This is a genomic window from Paraburkholderia sp. IW21, assembly GCF_041321145.1.
In the GTDB taxonomy this organism is placed as follows: domain Bacteria; phylum Pseudomonadota; class Gammaproteobacteria; order Burkholderiales; family Burkholderiaceae; genus Paraburkholderia.
This window is the reverse complement of sequence record NZ_JBGGWA010000006.1, coordinates 60,328-81,640: the sequence shown is the minus strand read 5'-3', so window position 1 is coordinate 81,640 and position 21,313 is coordinate 60,328. Positions and strand designations below refer to the sequence as shown.

General features: G+C 62.8%; 20 protein-coding genes. 6 read left to right on the top strand and 14 right to left on the bottom strand.

Going from position 1 to position 21,313, the window contains the following annotated elements:
* Nucleotides 1–15: 15 nt before the first annotated feature.
* Nucleotides 16–729: a response regulator gene (locus tag ACAX43_RS16120; RefSeq protein ID WP_370709410.1), complete on the top strand. Its 714-nt coding sequence runs from the start codon at nt 16–18 to the stop codon at nt 727–729.
* Nucleotides 726–2,081, top strand: coding sequence for an ATP-binding protein (locus tag ACAX43_RS16115; RefSeq protein ID WP_370709409.1), 1,356 nt, complete (start codon nt 726–728; stop codon nt 2,079–2,081). Before ACAX43_RS16120 ends, ACAX43_RS16115 begins: the two co-directional genes overlap by 4 nt.
* Before the next feature lie 7 nt (nt 2,082–2,088).
* Here the strand turns inward: ACAX43_RS16115 and ACAX43_RS16110 are convergent, their stop codons facing one another.
* From ACAX43_RS16110 to ACAX43_RS16085, 6 genes are all read right to left on the bottom strand, one after another.
* Entirely contained in the window at nt 2,089–2,880 is a 792-nt protein-coding gene (locus ACAX43_RS16110) for a hypothetical protein (RefSeq protein WP_370709408.1), read from the bottom strand.
* 206 nt (nt 2,881–3,086) lie between these two features.
* Entirely contained in the window at nt 3,087–3,353 is a 267-nt protein-coding gene (locus tag ACAX43_RS16105; RefSeq protein ID WP_370709407.1) for a hypothetical protein, read from the bottom strand.
* Between the two features lie 161 nt (nt 3,354–3,514).
* Nucleotides 3,515–3,874, bottom strand: coding sequence for a DUF1634 domain-containing protein (locus tag ACAX43_RS16100; RefSeq protein ID WP_370709406.1), 360 nt, complete (start codon nt 3,872–3,874; stop codon nt 3,515–3,517).
* Nucleotides 3,871–4,740: a sulfite exporter TauE/SafE family protein gene (locus ACAX43_RS16095; protein WP_370709405.1), complete on the bottom strand. Its 870-nt coding sequence runs from the start codon at nt 4,738–4,740 to the stop codon at nt 3,871–3,873. Before ACAX43_RS16095 ends, ACAX43_RS16100 begins: the two co-directional genes overlap by 4 nt.
* A gap of 17 nt (nt 4,741–4,757) precedes the next feature.
* Nucleotides 4,758–5,504: a GntR family transcriptional regulator gene (locus ACAX43_RS16090; protein ID WP_370709404.1), complete on the bottom strand. Its 747-nt coding sequence runs from the start codon at nt 5,502–5,504 to the stop codon at nt 4,758–4,760.
* A 100-nt stretch (nt 5,505–5,604) separates the two neighbouring features.
* Nucleotides 5,605–8,310: a response regulator gene (locus tag ACAX43_RS16085; protein WP_370709403.1), complete on the bottom strand. Its 2,706-nt coding sequence runs from the start codon at nt 8,308–8,310 to the stop codon at nt 5,605–5,607.
* A 459-nt stretch (nt 8,311–8,769) separates the two neighbouring features.
* Between ACAX43_RS16085 and ACAX43_RS16080 the strand changes: the two genes are divergently transcribed.
* The 3 genes from ACAX43_RS16080 (at nt 8,770) to ACAX43_RS16070 (ending at nt 13,017) form a co-directional block, all read left to right on the top strand.
* The gene (locus ACAX43_RS16080) at nt 8,770–10,002 is read left to right on the top strand and encodes a DUF2252 domain-containing protein (protein WP_370709402.1); all 1,233 of its coding nucleotides are present in this window, start codon (nt 8,770–8,772) and stop codon (nt 10,000–10,002) included.
* Between the two features lie 267 nt (nt 10,003–10,269).
* Nucleotides 10,270–12,600, top strand: a complete 2,331-nt coding sequence (locus ACAX43_RS16075) for an EAL domain-containing protein (RefSeq protein ID WP_370709401.1) — start codon at nt 10,270–10,272, stop codon at nt 12,598–12,600.
* A 222-nt stretch (nt 12,601–12,822) separates the two neighbouring features.
* Entirely contained in the window at nt 12,823–13,017 is a 195-nt protein-coding gene (locus ACAX43_RS16070) for a hypothetical protein (protein WP_370709400.1), read from the top strand.
* 176 nt (nt 13,018–13,193) lie between these two features.
* On the opposite strand, the gene hpaI is transcribed toward ACAX43_RS16070, so the two are convergent.
* The 7 genes from hpaI to ACAX43_RS16035 form a co-directional block, all read right to left on the bottom strand.
* Nucleotides 13,194–14,000 (bottom strand): 4-hydroxy-2-oxoheptanedioate aldolase, encoded by an 807-nt coding sequence (gene hpaI, locus ACAX43_RS16065; RefSeq protein ID WP_370709399.1) that lies wholly within the window; start codon nt 13,998–14,000, stop codon nt 13,194–13,196.
* Between the two features lie 10 nt (nt 14,001–14,010).
* On the bottom strand, nt 14,011–14,814 hold the full coding sequence (hpaH, locus tag ACAX43_RS16060) for a 2-oxo-hept-4-ene-1,7-dioate hydratase (RefSeq protein ID WP_370709398.1): 804 nt from the start codon (nt 14,812–14,814) through the stop codon (nt 14,011–14,013).
* Nucleotides 14,815–14,850: 36 nt separating this feature from the next.
* Nucleotides 14,851–15,249 carry a 5-carboxymethyl-2-hydroxymuconate Delta-isomerase gene (locus tag ACAX43_RS16055; RefSeq protein WP_370709397.1) on the bottom strand — a complete coding sequence of 133 codons (399 nt, stop codon included), beginning with the start codon at nt 15,247–15,249 and terminating at the stop codon, nt 14,851–14,853.
* Between the two features lie 14 nt (nt 15,250–15,263).
* Nucleotides 15,264–16,133, bottom strand: a complete 870-nt coding sequence (gene hpaD / locus ACAX43_RS16050) for a 3,4-dihydroxyphenylacetate 2,3-dioxygenase (protein WP_370709396.1) — start codon at nt 16,131–16,133, stop codon at nt 15,264–15,266.
* 65 nt (nt 16,134–16,198) lie between these two features.
* On the bottom strand, nt 16,199–17,656 hold the full coding sequence (gene hpaE / locus ACAX43_RS16045) for a 5-carboxymethyl-2-hydroxymuconate semialdehyde dehydrogenase (RefSeq protein WP_370709395.1): 1,458 nt from the start codon (nt 17,654–17,656) through the stop codon (nt 16,199–16,201).
* A gap of 77 nt (nt 17,657–17,733) precedes the next feature.
* Nucleotides 17,734–18,492, bottom strand: a complete 759-nt coding sequence (locus ACAX43_RS16040) for a fumarylacetoacetate hydrolase family protein (protein ID WP_370709394.1) — start codon at nt 18,490–18,492, stop codon at nt 17,734–17,736.
* Nucleotides 18,489–19,262, bottom strand: a complete 774-nt coding sequence (locus ACAX43_RS16035) for a fumarylacetoacetate hydrolase family protein (RefSeq protein WP_370709393.1) — start codon at nt 19,260–19,262, stop codon at nt 18,489–18,491. Before ACAX43_RS16035 ends, ACAX43_RS16040 begins: the two co-directional genes overlap by 4 nt.
* A gap of 180 nt (nt 19,263–19,442) precedes the next feature.
* Between ACAX43_RS16035 and hpaR the strand changes: the two genes are divergently transcribed.
* On the top strand, nt 19,443–19,850 hold the full coding sequence (gene hpaR / locus ACAX43_RS16030) for a homoprotocatechuate degradation operon regulator HpaR (RefSeq protein WP_370709700.1): 408 nt from the start codon (nt 19,443–19,445) through the stop codon (nt 19,848–19,850).
* 9 nt (nt 19,851–19,859) lie between these two features.
* Here the strand turns inward: hpaR and ACAX43_RS16025 are convergent, their stop codons facing one another.
* Entirely contained in the window at nt 19,860–20,987 is a 1,128-nt protein-coding gene (locus ACAX43_RS16025; protein ID WP_370709392.1) for a response regulator transcription factor, read from the bottom strand.
* Nucleotides 20,988–21,313 lie beyond the last annotated feature (326 nt).

The following is a 21,313-nucleotide window of genomic DNA, read 5'->3' as shown; positions in this document are numbered from 1 at the left end:
CCAAGGAGCTTTCGCATGGATCGCCCCGCCAAAATCATCGTGCTCGACGACGAAGCCGAACTGCGCAACATGCTGCAGCGTTTTCTGCGCGGCCATGGCTTCGAGGTGCGCATCGCGGAGGACGGCAAGCGGCTCGACCGCTATCTGGAGCGTGAGCCCTTCGATCTTCTGGTGCTGGATCTGATGATCGGCGAAGAAGACGGCCTCGAAATCTGCGCACGTTTGCGCGCGCAAGGGCAGACGCTGCCGATTCTGATGCTGACCGCGAAGGGCGATCCGCTCGACAAGGTGGTCGGCCTCGAAACCGGCGCTGACGACTATCTTGCCAAACCGTTCCTGCCGCGTGAACTGGTGGCGCGGATCAATGCGCTGCTGCGCCGCCAGAAGATCGCCTCGGGCGATGTCACCGTGACCTCGCAGAGCGTGCGCTTCGGCGCTTTCAGTCTCGATGTCGGCAAGCAGCAGTTGTCGCGAGCCGGTGCGTTGCTGGAGATTCATTCGGCGCAGATGCTGTTGCTGGTCGCGCTGGCTTCGTCGCCGAACCGGCCTGTGAGCCGTGACAATCTGCTGGCGCGCGCCCGTGGCCGTGAACACGATGCGCTCGATCGCAGCATCGACGTGCAGGTGCTGCGGCTCAGGCAGATCGTCGAGGACGACCCGTCGAAGCCGCGCTTCATCAAGACCGTGTGGGGCGTCGGTTACATGCTGATCGCGGACGTCGACTCATGACGCCCTCGTTGCTGCAGAGGGCGCTGCCGAAAACGCTATTGGCGCGCAACATCGCCTTGCTGATCGTGCTGGTGATGTTGAGCCAGGTGTGTGCGCTCGGCGTGTTGCTGCATTATGTGCAGCGGCCCCGCGTCGAACGGGCGGCCACGGTGTTCGCCACCTACGTGACGACGCTCGATAGTCTGCTTCAAGCTACCCCGCCCGGCGCGCGCGCCACATTGAACGCGCGGCTCGACGCGCGCGCCCAACTGCCGGCCGAAGCCGCGCAGGAGCCACCGCCCAGTGTGCTACGCGTTTATCGCACCTATCAGCGCAACGTGTTTCTCGAGAGCTTGCGCGAGCATCTGCCCGCCGACATGCCGGCTCGCTGGCAATCCGAAGGCGGCCAGCGGCTGTGGATCCGCATGCATGCGTCGGCTGATGCGCCGCAGACGCCGTATTGGATCGCACTGCCGATTCCCGAAGACGCGCAAGGCGTCGGACTCGACGCGGCGATCCTGCTGTCGCTGGGCCTGGGCGCGCTGGCGGCGCTGACCGGCTACCTGATCCAGCGCCACCTCAACCAGCCGCTCCAGGAGTTGACGCGGGCGGCGCGCCGCGTGAGCGCCGGCGAAACGCCCGCGCCGCTGCCCACCGACGGTCCTGCCGAGATCGCCACGGTGAGCAGCGCCTTCAATCAGATGACGCATGCGTTGCAGCAAGCGGAGGCGACCCGCGCACTGATGTTGGCGGGTATCTCGCACGACATCCGCACGCCGCTCACCAAACTGCGTCTTTCAATGGCCATGGCGATGCCCGGCGGCAGCGACAGCAGCTTTGTCGTCGCCGCCGAGTCATATCTGGACCAGATCGAGACAATCTTGCAGCAGTTCATGGATTACGCGGGCAGCGGCGAGCGTGAGGCTGCGGAGCCCGGCGATCTGAATGGGCTGATCGAACGGCTCGCAGGCGATTTCGCCGGGCTGGGTCATGAGTTCGAGTTGTCGCTCGCGACCTTGCCCGCGATTGCTTACCGGCCGATCAGCATGATGCGGCTCCTGATGAATCTGATGCAGAACGCGATCGTGTATGGCGGAACGGGGCTGGCCGTGCGAAGTTGGGCCACGGGTGAAGCGGTGTATGTCGCGATCGGCGACCGCGGCAAAGGCCTTTCGGCAGAAGAGCTGGAACAGTTGAAGGCGCCGTTTCAGCGCGGCCGCAATGCTCGCGCGCATAGCGGTGGCACCGGGCTGGGACTGGCGATTGTCGAGCGGATCGCGCGGCTGCATGGCGGCAGCCTTCAGTTTCATGCGCGCGAGGGCGGCGGGTTGGAGGTGTGGATAGTGTTGCCGCTCGCGGCGCGAGCGGCATAGACGCGCCTTACACGGCCTCTTCCGTTCGTTTCGCCCCACGCTGCGGAATAAACACGATACACACGACGATAAATGCCAGCAGGATCAGCGACGCGTACAGCCGGCTCACGTGCAATCCACCTTGCGCAACCGGTTTGTCGAGGAAGTCGCCCAGCGTTGCGCCGAGCGGCCGCGTCAGGATGAAAGCCGACCAGAACAGTGCCGTGCGCGATATTTTCGTCCAGAAGTAGAGCGCGGCGATGATCACGAGTCCCGCGCCGAAGATCAACGCGCCGTATTCATACCCGAGACCGAGGCCGCCTCGGTCTTTGCCTGCCACCCAGTCGCCGAGCGCGGTGCCGAGCGTCTGCGAAAACAGAATCGTGATCCAGTAGAACCACTCGGCCTTCGGCGTGGTGATGCTTTGCACCGACACCGTTCCTTCCACCTTGTACCAGATCGCAAGACTGGCAATCAGGAGCCCGAAGACAATCGCAACGCCGCCCGGATAGCCGAGGCCGAGCGACCGGTCGGCAAAGTCGGCCATGGTGGTGCCGAGCGTAGTCGTGGCGACAATGGTCGCCCAGTACAGAAACGGATGGAATCGTTCGGCCTTGATCTGGCCTGAAACGAGCCCGATAAAGATCGCCGCGAAGATCGCCGAGCCGATCAGATAGCCGAGCTTCAGCGACATCGTCACCCAGTCACCGCCGGTTTCGCCGACCGTCGTGGCGGCGACCTTGATGACCCAGAAGCCGATGGTCACTTGGGGGACTTTGCTGACGGCGGATTCAGCAAGGCTGCGTGCATTGTTGTTCATGTCGACGTCCTTCCCGGTGATGGGTACAGGATCGTCGGCAGCAACGTCCATGCCTGAGGCGTGCGTACCGTCGGCGAAGTGGACCGCTATCGCCGGGTCGGTATGGGCGTCGAGCCCTTGCAGACGGAAAACGGGAGAGCGTGTTGACGACGGCCAGCGTGGCTGATTTTTTTAAAAGCCGTTGTTTGGAGGCGCCACCGTGCCGCTTAGTCTCGATCCAGCCACGCGTCCAGTCCGACCCGGAAGGCCACGCCCGCGATTACCGGCACGGTCAGCATGAGAATGATGCCGAAGTTGGGCACCTCGTCGCCGTAAGCGATCGGACCGTAGAGCACGACGGTCGCAACGATCGCGAAGACCACGGCGCCGATCGCAACCATCAGAAGATTGCGCGAGACAATGGACACATCCTTGCGCTTGACCTTGCCCGGCGTGGGGCTGGCACTGGGGACTTTGTCGGGTTGGGCGGGCATGGTCGTTCTCGAAACGGGAAGAAGTGCCGCGTAAAGCGCGGCTTCAATGCAACTTCAATACGCAACTACAGCAACTACAGCAACGACAAAGCGCGGCGGCGAATCGAACGCCGGGCGGCGCGCGCTCGGCATCCTAGCCGGAGTCGTTCGTGCCGCCCACCTCAAGCTGCACCGATCAGTAACCCTGCGGCAACGATCAGCAGCACGAGAGCGGCAATCGCGCTGAACCGGTAGTCGCGCTGGTGCAGGAACATCCCTAACATCAATATAAGCCGCATTATCGGCAGCAGGATGAAAAGTGCGATGCCCAGGGTCACGATATGCATGCCGGCCGGCGCGGAAAGCAGTCCGGCGGGAATTCGCATGCGCGGCAATGCATCTTCAAGGCGGTTTCCAAGGTCGCCGAGAAGGACCATCGCAAGGCCGGTCGCAATTGTGCCCGTTGCCACCCATGTGCCGTAGTGCAGGAGTCTCGCAAGCCAATGTTCGAGCCGCGCCCCGTTCGACGCGACGCGGCTCATGCCGACGCCCCAAAAAGGTGGATGCCGAATGCTTCAAGCAGCATTTGCACGGCGAGCACCGCGAGCATCACGACGAACAGCACGCGCAACTTGTCGTTCGATACGCGCATGAGGACGCGCGCGCCAAGCACCGCGCCGGCAACCGAGCCGAGCGCCACCGGGCCGGCAATCGCCGTCACAATGTCGCCGCGCAGAAAGTAGGCACCCGCGCTAGCCGCAGCCGTCACGCCGATCATGAAGTTGGACGTGGCCGACGAAACCTTGATCGGCAAACGCAGCGCGGTATCCATGGCGGGAATCTTGAGGACGCCGCTGCCGATGCCGAGCAACGCCGAAATCAGTCCTGCGCCGTACATCAGGGACAGGCCCAGAGGCACGCGCTGCACGCGATAGTCGACGTCGCGTCCGAGCGCGCGATCCGGATAGCTCGAATCCAGACGCAATGACGCGCCCCACGGAGGTGCGCTCACCGTGTCGGCACGCTCACTGACAATCGGATCGGCACGCCTCGCGAGCATTTGCTGGGCTGACAGCAGGAGGATGACCGCGAAAATGAAAAAGAGCACGTGCACCGGAATGAGCCCGCTCAACAGCACGCCCGACAGCGCGCCGAGTGTGGTGGCGGTTTCCAGAACCACGGCGAGCCGAACGTTGGTCAAGCGGCCGCGCAGAAACGGCGCGGCGCCGCCGCACGAGCAGGCGATCACTGAAACGATGCTGGCGCCGATCGCGACGTGAATATCGAGGTGACCGAAAATTGTCAGGATCGGCACGATAAAAATGCCGCTTGCCATGCCGAGCATGCCGCCGAGCGCGCTTGCCCCGAGCGACACGGCGAAGAGCCACAGCGTGTAACTCAAATCCATTGCGGCCGCGGCGCCGGTCATTGGCCGTGCGGCTTGCGCCGGCCCAAACGGGTGACGAACTGGATCTGGTCGCCACGGTAGTACAGCTTTTCATAGTCGACCGGACGGTTTCCGTCGCAATACGACGTGCGCTCGATGAGAAAAATCGGGCTGCCCGTCTCGATCTCCAGGGCCCCGGCGACGGCTTCACCCGCGGAGATTGCTTCGAGCCGGTACTCCGCTTCGATCAGGGGAATGCCGTACTTTTCTTCGAGCAACGTAAAGATCGGCTCGGCCTCCAGATCGTTTTCGACGATCTTTTCGCCGATGTCCATGGGCAGCCAGGTTTCGTCGAAGGAGAGCGGCGTGCCGTCGGCGAGGCGTACGCGCTGAATGTGGACGACCGGCGTGCCGGGTTCGAGCGCGAGCTTGCCGGCCACGGCGTCGCTCGCGGTGTCGATCTGCTTGGCCAGCAGTCGGGCGCTCGGATGCCGGCCATGCGCACGCATATCTTCGACAAAACCGCTCAGTTCCGTGAGCGGCTGGGTAAGGCGCGGCTGGGTGACGAACGTGCCTTTACCGCGGCGGATTTCGATCAAGCCGCGCGTAATCAGGTTCTGCACGGTTTTTTGCAGGGTGGTGCGGCTGATGCCGAAGCTGCTCAACAAGCTGGCTTCGTTGGGCAACTGCGCCCCTGGCGGATAGGTGCCGTCCGCGATCCTTGCGGCGAGCACCGCTTCGACCTGCGCGTAGAGGGGGAGTTGGCTGTTGCGATCCGTGTTCATCCAGGACATCATGACGTCACGATGTCTGGGTGTCAAGGCGTGAAGTGGATCGCCATCCGAGGAGCCGTAAGACTACGAGGGTTGCCTGCCGTAGCCGCGCCTAGGATGCCGCTTCCGTGTGATCGAGCCACTCGGCGAGTTCGCGCCGCAACTGCGAGATATCGAGCGGCTTGCCGAGCAGCCGCGCGCCGGGGATGGCCTCGCCGATCTGGGCGCTCTTGCCATAGCCCGATACCAGCAGCACGCGGATATCCGGTTGCAGGCGCAGCACTGCGCGCGCAAGGTTGTCGCCGGACATGCCGGGCAACGTGAGATCCGTGAACAGGATGTCGTAGCGTTGCGCGGGCACGAGCGGGAGCGCGTCTTCGGCGCTCGCGACCGCGGTGCAATCGAGACCCAGGGCGCCGAGCAGGTCGCTGAGTGCTTCGCGTGAATCGAGGTCGTCTTCGACGAGCAGCACGCGAGCCGGCTTGCCGGGCTGATGGACCGGCGGACTTGCCATGGAACCTGGCAGCGAATTGGTCACGGAATTTTCCGGCGAATTTTCCAGTGAAGGAACGGGCTCGTGCAGACTTTCGTGTCGCCCCGACACCGACGTGCCGGACGCTTCGGATGCACTGGCCGGATCGTAGGCTTTGCGTGGCACGCAAGGGGCGATCTGCCCGTCGCCCACGCCGACGACTCGGGCGACTCCGGCGCGCAATACGCTGCGCACCTTGCGTGCAAGATCGTCGCGCCGGTAAGGTTTGGAGAGCAGCGTGATACCCGCGTCGAGCTTGCCGTGATGAACGATTTCGTCGCGCGTATAGCCCGAGGTGAAGAGTGTCGGCACCGCGGGCGAGCGCGCCGCCGCCCGCTGCGCCAGTTCCACGCTTTTCACCTTACCCGGCATCACCACGTCGGTGAACAGCAGATCGATCGGCACGTCGCTGTCGACGAATTCGAGCGCTGCGTCGGCGCTTGATGCGGTCAGCACTTTGTAGCCCAGTTGCGCGAGCATTTCAACGGCGGTCAGGCGCACATCCGCGTCGTCTTCGACGACCAGAATCGTTTCGCCGCCGCCCACCGGCGCTGCGGTTTGATCGACAGCTTCGGGTGTTTCCGGCTCGCAGCAGCGCGGGAAGAACAGGGAGACGGTCGTGCCTTGTCCCTCCTCGCTGTCGATCACGGTATGGCCGCCGCTCTGCCTGACGAAGCCGAACACCATGCTCAGGCCGAGGCCGGTGCCATGGCCGTCGGGCTTGGTCGTGAAGAACGGCTCGAACACGCGTTCCAGGATTTCGGGCTTCATGCCGGTGCCGGTGTCGGTCACCGAGAACACCACGTATTCGCCCGGCGAAAGTTCCGGCTTGCCGTGGCAAAACGCAGCGTCCAGCACGCGGTTCGCCGCGCGCACGGTGAGCGTGCCGTCGGCTTGCATCGCATCCCGCGCATTGATCGCCAGATTGAGCAGCGCGTTTTCCAGCTGATTGCGATCGGCTTGCACATGCCACAGATCGTCGCTCAACACCGTTTCGATCTTGACGGTTTCACCGAGCGCGCGGTGCAGCATCTCGCTCATGCCGGCGAGCAGGCGGCGCGGGTTGAGCACGGTAGGCGAGAGCGGCTGGCGCCGCGCAAAGGCGAGCAGATGCGCGGCCAGTTTGGCGCCGCGTTTGACGGCATCGGTCGCGGCGGACAAACGCCGCAGCATGGCCGGACTGTCGCCGGCATCAGCGGCGAGCATCTGCAGATTGCCGTTGATCACTTGCAGCACATTATTGAAGTCGTGCGCGACGCCGCCTGTGAGGCTGCCGATCGCTTCCATTTTCTGAGCCTGGCGCAATTGTTCTTCGGCGAGCGCCTGTGCCGCGACCGCGTCGGCGACCCGCTGTTCGAGCGTCTCAGTCAACTGGCGCAGTGATTGTTCAGCGATCTTGCGTTCGTGAATGTCGATCAGCACGCCGGGGAAACGCGTGGGCTCGCCCTGTTCGTTGAACTCGCACTGGCCGTTCGCCTGCACCCACATATAGTCGCCATCCCGCCGCCGAATCCGGTACTCGGCGCGAAACGGCTGACCGGTGCGCATCGCTTCGAGGGTCAGACGATCGTTGAGCGCCTGGTCGTCCGGATGGATCACTTGCGTCGCGGCGTTGCGCTCGACCCCTTTCGTGGCCTCTTCGAGTGGAAACGCAAAGGTGCGCGCGAAACGTTCGTCACCGGTGACGCTGCCGGTGCGCACGTCGAGCACCCACGTGCCGAGCACGGCGCCGGTATTGAGTGCGAGTTGCAGCCGTTCGTTGGTCTCGCGCAGTTCGGCTTCGGCGCGTTGCCGCCAGCGTTCGGTGAGGACCCGCGCGGTGGTTTCGACGACTATCGCGAGCACGCCCGCAGGTGCGCCCGTGTCGTCGGCGACCGGGCTGTAGTAGAGGTCCATCCAGACTTCTTCAGGCTTGCCCTCGCGCAGCAGAACCAGTTGCTTGTCGCGATACGACAGAGTGCCCCCAGCGAGACACGTGACCATGACATGACGATTGAATTCGGCGACTTCCGGCCAGCCGTGTTCGACCTGGCAGCCAAGCAGATACGGATGCCGTCCGCCCGCGAATATCGCGTAGGCGTCGTTATAGATCATGTAGCCCGATTGGCCCCATAGCAGCACGAGGGGCACGGGCGAGGCGAGCAGCATTTGAACGGAGGCGGTCAGACTGCGCGGCCAGTTCTGGATGGCGCCGAGGTCGGTCGCGGCCCAGTCGAATTCGCTGATGCGGCGCGCCATTTCCCCCTTCCAGCCGGGGCAACCATGGTCTTGTGCCGGAAATGGCATTGCTGCGCTCCACATAGGTCACGTCGATGAGTGTGTCCCCACTCTGCCGGTGCGCATCACGCGCGTGGATCTTCAGCAGGAGGCGGGATGAAATCTTCTGCCGTGCACCGCGAGCCGGCGCGAAGCGGCCGGGCGGCAGCGACAATTGTAGGCCACCAGATCGGGCCGGTGAGGCAGCAGAGGGCGCTTTGCGGGTTTAGCCGAACAATCGGCGCGAACTGCCTCCCAAGTTTTGCCCGCGTTGCTCCCGTAAGCGCGTTGGCGTGGAAAGAAGCGCGGGTGTCGCCGGTTTGATTGCCTGTCTAACGGCTTGAGCGCGGCCTGGACGATGCGCGCGGAAGGCAGACAAGAATTGGGCGCGGTTCGTGCTGCACACACTTGTTCGCTTGCGCCAACGGGCGCATGGTGAGGGTTGGACGCCACGCCGGATTCGAACTTCAATAAAACGCGGACCACACGATGCCGAAGAAAAACATCACACGAAACAAGCTTCCGAGAGCGGAAGCGCGCCAGACGCTGTTGACCACGCGCCGCAATGCCAGAATGGCGCGCTCGGCGCATGCCTATGTGCGGGGCAACACCAGCAAGTTCTACGAATGGCTCGACGGAATGGAGAGCCACACATTGCCCGAAGGGCCGGCGATCTGGATATGTGGCGATTGCCATACCGGCAATCTCGGACCGGTTGCCGATGCGCAAGGGCGCGTCGAAATCCAGATTCGCGATCTCGATCAGACGGTGATCGGCAACCCCGCGCACGACCTGATTCGCCTTGGCCTGTCGTTGGCGACGGCCGCGCGCGGTTCGGACCTGCCGGGCGTGACGACTGTGCGCATGATGGAAGCGTTGGCAGACGGCTACGAGCGCGCCTTCGACGAAGCAGCCGGGGACGCCGACATTCATGCGGAGAAGCCCGAGGCGGTGAGGGTGGTGATGAAGGAAGCCGTGCGCCGTTCGTGGCGTCATCTGGCGGAGGAACGGATCGAGGATATCGAGCCGAGCATTCCGCTTGGCCCCCGTTTCTGGCCGTTGGCGAAGAGCGAGCGGCGCGAGATCGAGGCGCTGTTCGAGAAGGGTTCGCTGGCGCGGCTCGCGACGGTGCTGCGCGGCGGCGGCGACGACGCCGCTGTCGAGGTGCTCGACGCGGCGTACTGGGTGAAGGGATGCAGTTCGCTGGGGCGCTTGCGTTATGCGGTGCTGCTGGACATCGACGGCGCCGCGCTGGAAGGCGACGATCTGTGCCTGATCGACATCAAGGAGGCCGCGCAGGCAGCCGCGCCTCGCTATGCAGGCGTGCGCATGCCGCGGGATAACGCGGAGCGGGTCGTGGAGGGGGCGCGGCATTTGTCGCCTTCGCTCGGCGAGCGGATGCGGGCGGCGCGGCTATCAGATCGCGCGGTGGTGATTCGGGAGTTGCTGCCGCAGGATATGAAGCTGACCATTGAACAGTTTTCCCGTGAAGAAGCGATGAGAGCGGCGCGCTTCCTTGCGTTGGTGGTGGGGAGGGCGCATGCGCGGCAGATGGATGGGGGTGAACGCAAGGCGTGGCTTGCTGAATTGCGGAGGAATCGGTCGAAGACGCTCGACGCGCCAGGGTGGCTTTGGAAAAGTATCGTGGAGCTGGTCAGTAGCCATTCAGCGGGGTATCTGGAGCATTGTCGGCGGTATGCTATCGAGCGTCAGGATGGCTAAGGGTTGCTTTGCCCTGGGGGCGGCATGTGGCGGTGCTTTCATGGCGGTGCGCGGATGCGATAAGCATTGGCGACAGCAGGGCGTATAGCGCAGGCAAGCGCAACCCCGTGGAATGGTGCGTTGCACTATACGACGCCGTTCGGCGATGCGCGGCCATAACTCGCGTGCCGGGGCGTATTTCTATTTGCGAGCAAGGCATCAATATTTGTCAGACGGTTGCCGTTATACAGTGGCAGAGTGACCGGAACCAGCCTGATATCTATCAATATGCCTTCCACCTCAACGAATCGACTGTCCGATTCCAGTTTGCGCGATCGCTTCCATCGACGATCGCTCGAACACCAGCGTCCACTTTCAACGGTGACGATGGCGTTTGCCGTGATCGCGTTCCTGTGCTTCGTGGGGGCGCGCAATCTGGTCGGCGGTCCGGCGATGCCGCTCGCCTACCGGCTGGGCTGTGTGCCGGTACTCGCCCTGCTGGTGCTGGGGATTCCCCGCGCCGGCTCGACCCGGACGTTCGGCGCAATCGGCGTCGCGTATTCGCTGGTGCTGGTAGCCGGTCTCGCGCTGAACATCTCGGGTGTCGAGCAACCGCTGCTGTGGGTGCTGCCCGCCATGGTGGCGATACCGATCTGCGCCGCGCCGCTGTGGCTCACGCCCATGCATTTTTTTGTCGGCAGCGCGCTCTTCTATGCGGCGGCGCTCGCGTTGCTGTTCGGCGCGCCGGATGCGCATGACGTCGCGGTCGTCGCGTGGATGTGGATCGTGGCGATCGGCATGCCGATGTCAGCGGTGTTTCACTTTGGCTTCTACCGGTTCCGGCGCAACCACTTTCTGCTCGAGAGCCAACTGGCCCAGCTCGCCGCGACCGATCCGCTGACCGGGCTGCAAAACCGCCGCTCGTTCGTGACGCAGGCCGAGCGACGTTTGGAATCCCTGGTGCACGAGACGCGGTTTAGCGCGATCTTTCTCGACATCGACAGCTTCAAATCGCTGAACGACCGCTTCGGCCACGCGGTCGGCGACCAGGCGCTGTACCAGGTCGCCCAGGTGCTGATGGAAGAAACCACTGCCGACGACAGCGTGAGCCGGATCGGCGGCGAGGAGTTTGCGGTGTTGCTGCGTGACGGCCTGGCCGGCGCACTCGCGCTGGCCGAGCGCCTGCGCGGCGCGATTGCCGCGATCGAGCGCCCGGACGGCCATCTGAGCGCGAGCTTCGGCGTGGCCGAGCATCGGAGCGGCGAAAGCATCATGGTACTGCTCGATCGAGCGGACGAAGCCTTGCTGCGCGCCAAGCATTCGGGCAGAAACCGCGTGTGCGCCGAGCGCGCGCTGCCGCTCGCGGCGCTGCAACGCCTCGTCGATGCGGCGCATGAAGAGGGGGTGGCGGTGCTGCGGTATCGATGGGAGGACTATTACCTGACCTCGCACTTTCAGCCGCTCTACAGCCTGTCGCATCAGAAGCAGGTGGGGTTCGAGGCGTTGCTGCGCGGCGAGCAGGACGACGGCACGCTGGTGTCGCCCGTGGTGTTGTTCGCGCCGAAGCCACCCCACGACGAGGGCGCGCTCGATCGCGCGAGCCACGCCGTGCATCTGGGCAATGCGCGCAAGTCATTGCCGCGCGACGCGTGGCTGTTCCTCAACATTTTGCCGGCCACCTTTATTGCCGAAGGCTATGCCGATCAACTTGCCACGATCGCGCGGGCAGCGGGGCTCGAACCTGAGCGCGTGATTCTCGAGATTCTCGAATCGCATGGCGGCAGCGTCGATGACATGTCGCGGGCGGCGGCTTTGTACCGCAAACACGGCTTCCTGATCGCCGTCGACGATTTCGGCGCTGGCCAGTCGAACCTCGACCGGCTGTTCCGGATTCGGCCGGATCTCGTGAAGCTCGACGGCGAACTGATTCGCGCGACCAGTCACGGCACCGAGCAACCAATCTTGCCGAAGCTCGTTTCGTTGTTGCATCAGGCGGGGATGCTGGTGGTCGTCGAGGGCGTGGAGACGACCGAGGAGTTGATTCTCGCAGTGGAATCGAATGTGGATTTTGCGCAGGGGTACTTGCTTGGGCGGCCGGCCGCGGAGATCGCGCCGCCGGAGTCGGTGTATAGGCGGATCGACGATGCTTTTGATGTCATTGCCCACGGGAGGGCGCATCAGCATGCATTGTTTGAGTCTGAGGTGCAGCCTTATCGGTTGGCTTTGGGCCGGGCGGCTGGTGATTTGCTGGCTGGTGTGGTGATGGAGGAGGCGTTCGCTTCTTTAGCTACGCTTGAGCGGTGCGTGAGCTGCTTTATTCTGAATGATTCGGGGCGGCAGATCGGGCATGAATTGCGTGGGCCGGCCTGGAGTAGCGAAGGCGCTTCGTTGCGTCCTGTGGCTAATCCGCGGGATGCCAGATGGGATCATCGGCCCTATTTCCGGAATGCGGTTTTATTGCCGGGGGTTGCCGTGACTAGTAATCCTTATCTTTCTTTGGCCAGTGGGCGGCCTTGTATCGCTGTCACTTTGGCGGTTCAGTTTGCTAGTGAAAGGTCTGTCATCGGTGTGGAGCTGGATTGGTCGACGGTGGGATTGCCTTGGCCGGCGGGGGACTGATTTCTTGCCGCTGGCAGGGTTGTTATCCATGCCCTTTCGTCCAGAGTCGGCTCGCCCCGTCATCCCTCGGTACTGCGACGATGTGCGTCAGCAACAAGCGTGAACGTACCTGTAGGATCGCATTACCCGCCGATCTCTCTGTCGGGGCAGGCAGGTCGGGCTTAGGGAAACGGGAACTGGAGCTAGTAAGCTGGCTTCCTTAACAAGGCATCGGAGATATGAATGGCCATCCTTCGCAGGCAGATTTTTGCGGCACTTGCTGTAGCACTTCTCACCAACTGCGCCTTCGTCAAAATTGAGGGCGATGGCAACAGCGTATCGGATACAGGGGGGGACGGTGGCGGCGTGTCGCTGCCGCCAACGCCAAAACAGGCGGCGTCCAACGATATTCATCACAAGCCGTCCGACCAACGCTAGCAAACGAACGTCGAGAAACTGAACCCGTGGCGGTCGGGCGTTTGAATGGCGGTTTTGTCGCATCGTCGCCCGGTAATATTTGGCCCCGCGAGGCAAGTCTTAATGCCGGGCAGCAAAGTCGTTCCGCTTCGCACGTGCTGCGTAGCGGGATGTCTGAAACGGGCTAGTACGGCAAATCAATAGCCACCCTTTGTCTGTTGCACTACTGCTGCCGACGACTTCTTATAGGCCGACGCCAGATCCGCCGCCGCGCGACTCAACAAACCCGTATCCGTCCCTATCGCCACAAACGTCGCGCCCGCCGCCAGGTATTCCGCTGCGATTTCCGAATCCGGCGCCAGCACACCCGCCGCTTTGCCCGCGTCCCGCACCTTTCTGATGCCGTTGCATATCGCTTCGCGTACGCTCGCATCGCCAGGTTTGCCCAGCAATCCCATCGATGCACTCAGGTCCGCCGGTCCGAAAAACACGCCGTCAACGCCGTTCACCGCCGCAATCGCGGCAAGATTTTCCAGCCCCTGCACGGTTTCCACCTGGACCAGCACGCACAACTCGTCAGCCGCCGTGTTCAGGTAGTCCGGTATCCGGTTCCACCGCGATGCCCTCGCCAACGCGCTCCCCACGCCGCGAATGCCCTGCGGCGGATAGCGCGTTGCAGCGACCGCGTCGGCGGCCTGTTCTGCCGTGTCGATCATCGGTAGCAACAAGGTCTGTGCGCCTATATCGAGCAACTGCTTGATCAGCGCGCTATCGCTTCGCACCGGACGCACCACCGGATGCGATGCATACGCGGCCACGGCCTGCAATTGCGCCAACGTGCTGCGTACATCGTTCGGCGCGTGCTCGTTGTCGATCAGCAACCAATCGAAACCGGCCGTGGCCAGCAACTCGGTCACGTACGCATCGGCGAGCGCCGCCCATAAGCCGAATTGCGGTGTGCCTTCAGCCAAGGCACGCTTGAATGTGTTTTGCGGTAGAGACATGTCGGCAAACTCAGATGAAATTCAAACCGATGCCGCCCAGCGGACCATAGTCGACATGGAAGGTGTCGCCCGCTCGCGCCGGAATCGGACTTGTGAACGAGCCGCTCAGGATCACGTCGTTCGCGTTCAATACTTCGTCATACGGGGCGATCTTGTTCGCGAGCCATGCAACGCCCGTCGCCGGGTGGTTCAACACTGCCGCGGCGAGTCCGCTTTCTTCCACGGCGCCGTTCTTGTATAGCAATGCGCCGACCCAGCGAAGGTCGACGTCCATCGGGCGCACCGGACGGCCGCCCAAAATAATGCCCGCGTTGGCCGCAAAGTCGGAGATGGTGTCGTAGACCTTGCGCGGGGCCTTCGTTTCGCGATCGAATTGTTCGATGCGCGCGTCGATAATCTCCACCGCCGGCGTCACGTAGGCGGTGGCGTCGAGCACGTCGAATAGCGTGATGCCGGGGCCCTTTAGCGGCTTGCTCAAAACAAAAGCCAGTTCCACTTCCACGCGGGGTGCAATGAATCGGTCCGCACGAATGTCCTGGCCGCTTTCGATGAACATGCTGTCGAGCAGCGGCGCATAGTCGGGTTCGTCGATCTGCGAGGAACGCTGCATCGCGCGCGAAGTGAGGCCGATCTTGCGGCCCTTGATCACGTGGCCCTCGGCCAGTTTGAGCTTCACCCACTCGCGCTGAATCGCGTAACCGTCCTGCACCGTCATCTCGGGATAGTGTGCGGAGAAGTGGCGCAGTTGCGTACGCGTCTTCTCCGCGTTGTCGAGTTGCGCCGCGAGATCGCGGATTGTCTGTTCGTCTAACATGATGGCTTCTCTATAAGCCGCTGCAAAGCCTGCGTATCAGGCTTTGAGCCGCGCGTGCAAATTGTTGTGTTTCCATGTGCCGGCTTCGCTGAATTCGTTGATCTCCAGCGACAAAGCCAGGCCGTGTTTTTCGAATTCAGCGGCGAAGTGCTGTTTAATCAGTTCGAACAACGCGTCGCCAGTCGCCTTTTTCGCGGCTTCGGAGCGGCCTGCGCCGATCTTCAGATTTGCATGCAGGAAGGCGGCGTCGGGCCGGCCGTCGGCAATGCAGTACTGTTCGCAACGCAAGGCGCGCACGCGGATGCCGCCGAGCGGATAAACACGTAGTTCGTTCTCGCGCTGGGCGTCGAGGCAATGAGCCAGCGCCTTGCACAGTTGGCCAATGTTTTCCTCGCCGGCGAGATTGGCGCTGTATTCGAGTGTCAAATGCGGCACGGCAGGCTCCTTATTCAGGGCTTAACGGGCAGGGGAGTCACGGGGAAGATCGCATTGATCTGGCCCGTGCCCGAACTGCCGAAATAGGGCGTAACGACTTCCACTTTGCCATCGTAGCGATCCCAGCCGAGTGCGCCGAGCAGCATCGCGGTATCGTGCATGCCGCCTTCGCCCCAGCATTTCTCGTTGTAGAGCGGCAGCATTTCGCAAAAGGTTTTCCAGTCGCCGGCTTCCCACAACTCGACCACCTTACGGTCCATCTGTTCGAGAAACGGGCTCCATACCTTGTGCATGAACTGTTCGGCGGTGCCGTTGTTGGCGAAGTGGTGGCTCAACGAACCGCTCGCCAGAATCGCGACGGTACCGTCGTAACGCTCCTCGATCGCCTTGCGTACCGCGAGGCCGAAGCGCGCGCTGGTTTCGAGGTCGTGCCACATGCACCAGCCCGCCACCGACACGGTCTTGAAGTGCTGATCGCCATTCATATAGCGCATCGGCACCAGCGTGCCGTACTCGAGTTCGAGCGTGGTCTCGCTGTGCGCGCGGCTCTTTACGCCCATTTCATTGGCAACTTCCGCGATCAGATTGCCGAGTCCGACATTGCCGGGATACGCGTACGGCATGTTCTTGATGAAGTGCGGCAGTTCGTTGCTCGTATAAATGCCTTCGAACTTCGGCGCGCAGTTGATGTGGTATTCGCTGTTCACGAGCCAATGCACGTCGAATACGACGATCGTATCCACGCCCAATTCGCGGCAGCGCCGGCCGATTTCATGGTGACCGTCGATCGCAGGCTGACGGCAGCCTTTATGCGGACCGTCGAGTTCGGACAGATATAACGACGGGACGTGAGTCACTTTTGCTGCCAACGCGAGTGTGCCCATCGCGGTCTCCTTTCCTGTATGACGCGACGCATTAAAATGCGCCGCGCGTAAAACGTCACAGCGTCTCAGACGCCCCAGCGCGGAATATGATGCGAGCCGAGCGATACGCATACGTTCTTCGGTTCGAGGAACACTTCGTAGCTCCACGTGCCGCCTTCGCGGCCCACGCCCGATGCCTTGGTGCCGCCGAACGGCTGGCGCAGATCGCGTACGTTCTGGCTGTTGACGAAGCACATGCCTGCTTCGACGGCGGCAGCGACCCGCAACGCGCGGCCGGTGCTCTCGGTCCAGATGTAGCTCGACAGGCCGTATGAAATGTCGTTGGCGAGTTTGATCGCATCGGCTTCGTCGTCGAACGGAATCAGGCAGGCGACCGGGCCGAAGATCTCTTCCTGGGCGATTCGCATGCGGTTGTCGACATCGACGAACACGGTCGGCTGGACGAAGTTGCCTTTGCGCATGGCTTCGGGCAGCTCAGGCATGTCGAGCCCGCCACACGCGAGCGTCGCGCCTTCTTTCGGGCCGAGTTCGATATAGCTGCGCACTTTCGCCAGATGCCCCTGGCTGATCATCGGGCCGACGATCGTGCTGTCGGCCAGCGGATCGCCAACCGTCAACCGCTTCGCGCGTTCGATAAAGCGCTCGGCAAAGCGCGCGTAAATCGAGCGCTGCACCAGAATCCGCGAGCCCGCCGTGCAGCGTTCACCATTGTTCGAGAAGATCATGAACACGGCGGCGTCGAGTGCGCGTTCGAAATCGGCGTCGTCGAAAATCACAAATGGCGACTTGCCGCCCAGTTCCATCGAAAACTTCTTCAGTCCGGCGGTTTGCACGATGCGGTTGCCGGTTGCCGTCGAGCCGGTGAACGACACCGCGTGTACGTCGGGATGCGCCACCAGCGGTTCGCCCGTGTCCTTGCCGAAGCCATGCACGACGTTCAGCACGCCCGCGGGAATGCCGGCTTCGAGTGCGAGGTTGCCGAGCATCGAGGCGGTCAGCGGCGACAGTTCGCTCATCTTTAACACGGCGGTATTGCCGAATGCGAGGCAGGGCGCGACTTTCCACGTTGCCGTCATGAACGGCACGTTCCACGGGGAGATCAGCGCACACACGCCGACCGGATGAAACAGCGTGTAGTTCAGATGCGTATCGGTGGGATAAGTATGGCCGTCGACGCGCGTGCACATCTCCGCGAAATAGCTGAAGTTGTCGGCGGCGCGCGGCACGAGTTGCTTGCGCGTTTGGGAGATCGTCTGGCCCGTGTCCTTCGTTTCGGTCTCCGAGATGTCCGGCACGTTCTTCGCGATCAACTCGCCGAGCTTGCGAACCCGTTTCGCGCGTTCCGCAGCGGGCTTGCCGGCCCATGCCGGAAACGCTTCCTTTGCCGCGCGCACAGCGGCGTCGATTTCTTCCGCGGTACCGCGTGCGACTTCGGCGAGCACGTCTTGCGTCGCCGGATTGACGGTCTCGAAGTAGTCTTTCGCGGCGCTCGACTTGCCGTTGATCAGATGTTCGATTCGCATTACCTTGTCCTTTCTCTTTTGTGTCGATCGAAGTGAGTGCTTCAGCACTTACTCCGATCCCATGCAAAGCCAGTCGATCAGGCGCGGCCGAAGTCCGCGTCGGATGCAATCGTATTGACGAGACGGCCAAGGCCGTCGATTTCGCAGACCACTTCGTCGCCCGCATCGACGTTGACGATGCCTTCCGGCGTGCCGGTGAGGATTACGTCGCCGGGCGCGAGGGTCATGAAGCTGCTCAGGTATTCGATCAACGCCGGGATATCGGTGACGAGATCGCGCGTGTTGCCGTGCTGGTGCCGCGTGCCATTCACGAATGTGCGCAATTCGAGTTGCGCCACGTCTTCGACATCCGCGGCATCGACGAACCAGGGGCCGAGCACCGTGCCGCCGTCGCGATTCTTCACGCGCAGGTTAGGGCGGTAGTAGTTTTCCAGGTAGTCGCGGATCGCGTAGTCGTTGGCGATCATGTAGCCGGCCACATGCCGCATGGCGTTTTCGCGCTTGACGTTCTGCGCGGTTTGCCCAATCACCACAGCCAGTTCGCACTCGTAGTGCATGAACGTGACGTCGGCAGGGCGGCGCGTCACGCCACGATGACCGATCACCGTGCCCGGGCCTTTGAGAAACACCAAAGGCTCTTCCTGCTTGTTGAACTGCAATTCCTTCGCGTGCTCGGCGTAGTTCAAGCCGAGTGCGAAGATCGTGCCGACTTCGATCGGTGCGAGCCATACCACGTCATCCTCACGACGCACGCGGCCATCGGCGAGGCGCACGCCGTTCGCGTCCGGATAGGCTTCGTGAATCGCTCCTGCATACGCAACCCGGCCGCGCATCATGGCTGTTCTCCCTCTTTTTCTTTCGCGCCGGCAAACGACACTTCGAGCGGCGGCAATCCGCCAATCGATAGCGTGGCCGCGTCGCCGATATGAGCGACGGGCGAACCATGAGGCACGCCCAGCGTAATGACGTCACCCGCGCCGAGTGTCATGAAATCGGTTACGTCCGCAATCAATTGCGCCACGTTGCGGACCGAAGACGCAGTACTGGCAGTAAAGACCTCACGTCCTGCAAGCGAAACGTTGATCGCCAGATCGTCCGGCCTGGCAACGTGACGTGCTGCAACCACCGCCGGTCCGATCACGCAAAAGCCGTCGCGCGCCCGGAACCGTACCGAAGGCCGATATACGCTGGCATGCGGCACGCTCAGGTCGGCGACCAGCGTATAGCCGGCGATGAAGTCGAACGCCTGATTCACGCTGACGCGCGTTGCGCTGCGGCCGATCACGATACCCAGTGAAGCGCCGACTTCCACGCCCAATGCATCGTCAGGTACGACGACGCGCGCGCGATGTCCGGCGAACGTATTGCGTGGTTTCAAATACAGGATCGGCGCTTTCGGCGGCGCTTTATAGGGCGCGGCGTGCACCGCCTCGCCCAGCGCCGCCAATGCGGCGCGGTCGTTCAGCAAGGTGCCATAGACGGCGCCCGAAACCGGCGCGCGGCAGGCCATGCCGCGAGCGAGCAGCGCGGCAACGGTGTGCGCGTCCACGTCGCGAGGCAGCGCGTCGCCTTCCGGATGGAGCAGGTGGTCGGTAAGTGCAAACATAAACTGGCTGCCTCTCGGAGAAAACACTAACATGTTAGTATTATTGCGCTTGATATGATCCACGGTCAATAGCCTGTCGGCTGATCGCGGGTTTTCCCTTAAGTTTCGACAGTTGCTTTTTACTCATCTTCCGCCATGTCCGCTTCCGCTTCTACCCGAGTTTTGCACCGCAACCTGCCGATGTTGTTGTTGCGCGCCAGAGAAAAAATGATGGAGCGTTTCCGCCCATTGATTACCGCACACGGACTGACCGAACAGCAATGGCGCGTGATTCGCGCGCTCAATGAGCATGGCCCAATGGAGCCGCGTCAGATCTCCGATATCTGCACGATCTCGAGCCCGAGCATGGCCGGCGTGCTCGCGCGCATGGAGAGCATGGAACTGGTGACGAAGGAGCGTTTCGCGGAAGACCAGCGGCGCGTGCTGGTGTCGCTAACCGATACGAGCGTGGAACTGGTGCGCGTGATCTCGAAGGATCTCGAAGCGCACTATCGTGAACTGGAGCGCAAGGTGGGGCCGGAAATCGTCGAGCGCGTGTATCGCGCGGTCGACGATCTGCTGGCCGGCCTCGAAGAAGAGGACGCGTGACCTGGCGGCTCAAGCGTCCTGTGCGGGCGCCGTGGCGTTCTCGCGCAGCCCGAGCAGCCACGGAATCTGGCTCTTGTCGTGCATGCCGAGCTTTTTATACGCGCAACGCAGGTAGTGGCGTACGGTAGCCGGCGAAATCGCCATGCGTTGTGCGACTTCCTTGTGTGAGAGGCCGTCGCCGTACAGTTTGATCGCACTCAGTTCGCGCGGACTCAAACGGTCGAGCGGCGAGCGTTGGCGCGCTTCCAGCTGGAACAGACCGACCACGGGCGAGCAGTTCACCGTCACCGTTTCACCCACATACGGCTGGTCCGTGTCCGCATGCAGATGCGCGATCAACGGCGCCGGCAGATGGTGATTCTGATAGCCCGGCCACTCGCCGCGCAGAATCGTTTCGAACGCTTTATCCGCCTGGTGCACTGCACCGAAACCATCGCAGATCGCACGCGCCGGCGTAGCGACGCCTTCACCGCGTTCACGCGTCAATTGAAACGAGCGGCTGATCGTGAGCGCCGCGCTCAGATGCGGAATCACGTCCTCCAGCTTTTGCGCATCCGCGGCGGAGAACGGTTTGTCCAGCGCGCGGCGATACACCGACAGAAACGTCGCGAGTCCGAAGCGATGATCGAGCGCCGACACCACCATCAGTTGCGCGAGCCCGTATTTGATCGCCCAGTTGCGAAAGCGCGGATCGATCCCGGGCGCGACGATCGACACTTCCAGCGCGCGGCCGTAGCGGTTCATCGAGCCGATCGCGAGCGGATCGCAGTCGCGCACGCGCTGCCAGTCGGTAAAGAACTCGCCCGGCAGGCCATACACGAAGCTGTTGTGCATCACCGGACCGTCGGCCGTGTGCGTCGTCACGCCGGTCCAGCCGGCGTCGAACGGCAAATGCTGCGATAGAAGGCGGAAGAAGCCGTGCTCGAATTCGCCGATGCCGGTGCGGTTGGCGAGCGCATACAGGTTGAGCAGGAAGAGACTCAGGCCGCGCGCAGGGGTGCCGTTGCCGGACAGTGTCCCTTCGAAGTCGGCGCTGCGCTGCTCGAGCGGAGCACCTGCATAGTCGTCGAGCGGAATCGCGGGGGGCATTTCGCCCAACTGATCGATAACCCGCTTCGTGTCTGCGGTGACTGTCACGCTGGCTCCTCCGGCTGTCGATAAGGCGCGTCCGGCCGCGTGTGCGGCATGCCGACCGATTATACGTGGCGCTTTTTTGAAAAACGCAGCGGCCGAAATGGCGCTGCGCCCCCTCATTTGAACGGTCCCGGACCGCGGATGGCGCACCGCAACAGTATGCCGGTCCGCTCTGCGTCGCCGCTCGCGTCAAGCACCCCGGGGCTTCATGTGTCGTCGTGCGGGTTTTCCACACCGTTCATCTGTACGTCTATTCAGCGCAATTGCCGCTACCGACACTGCCGTTGCACTCGATCACGGATGCAGCCCGCAGCAACGGACACATTACA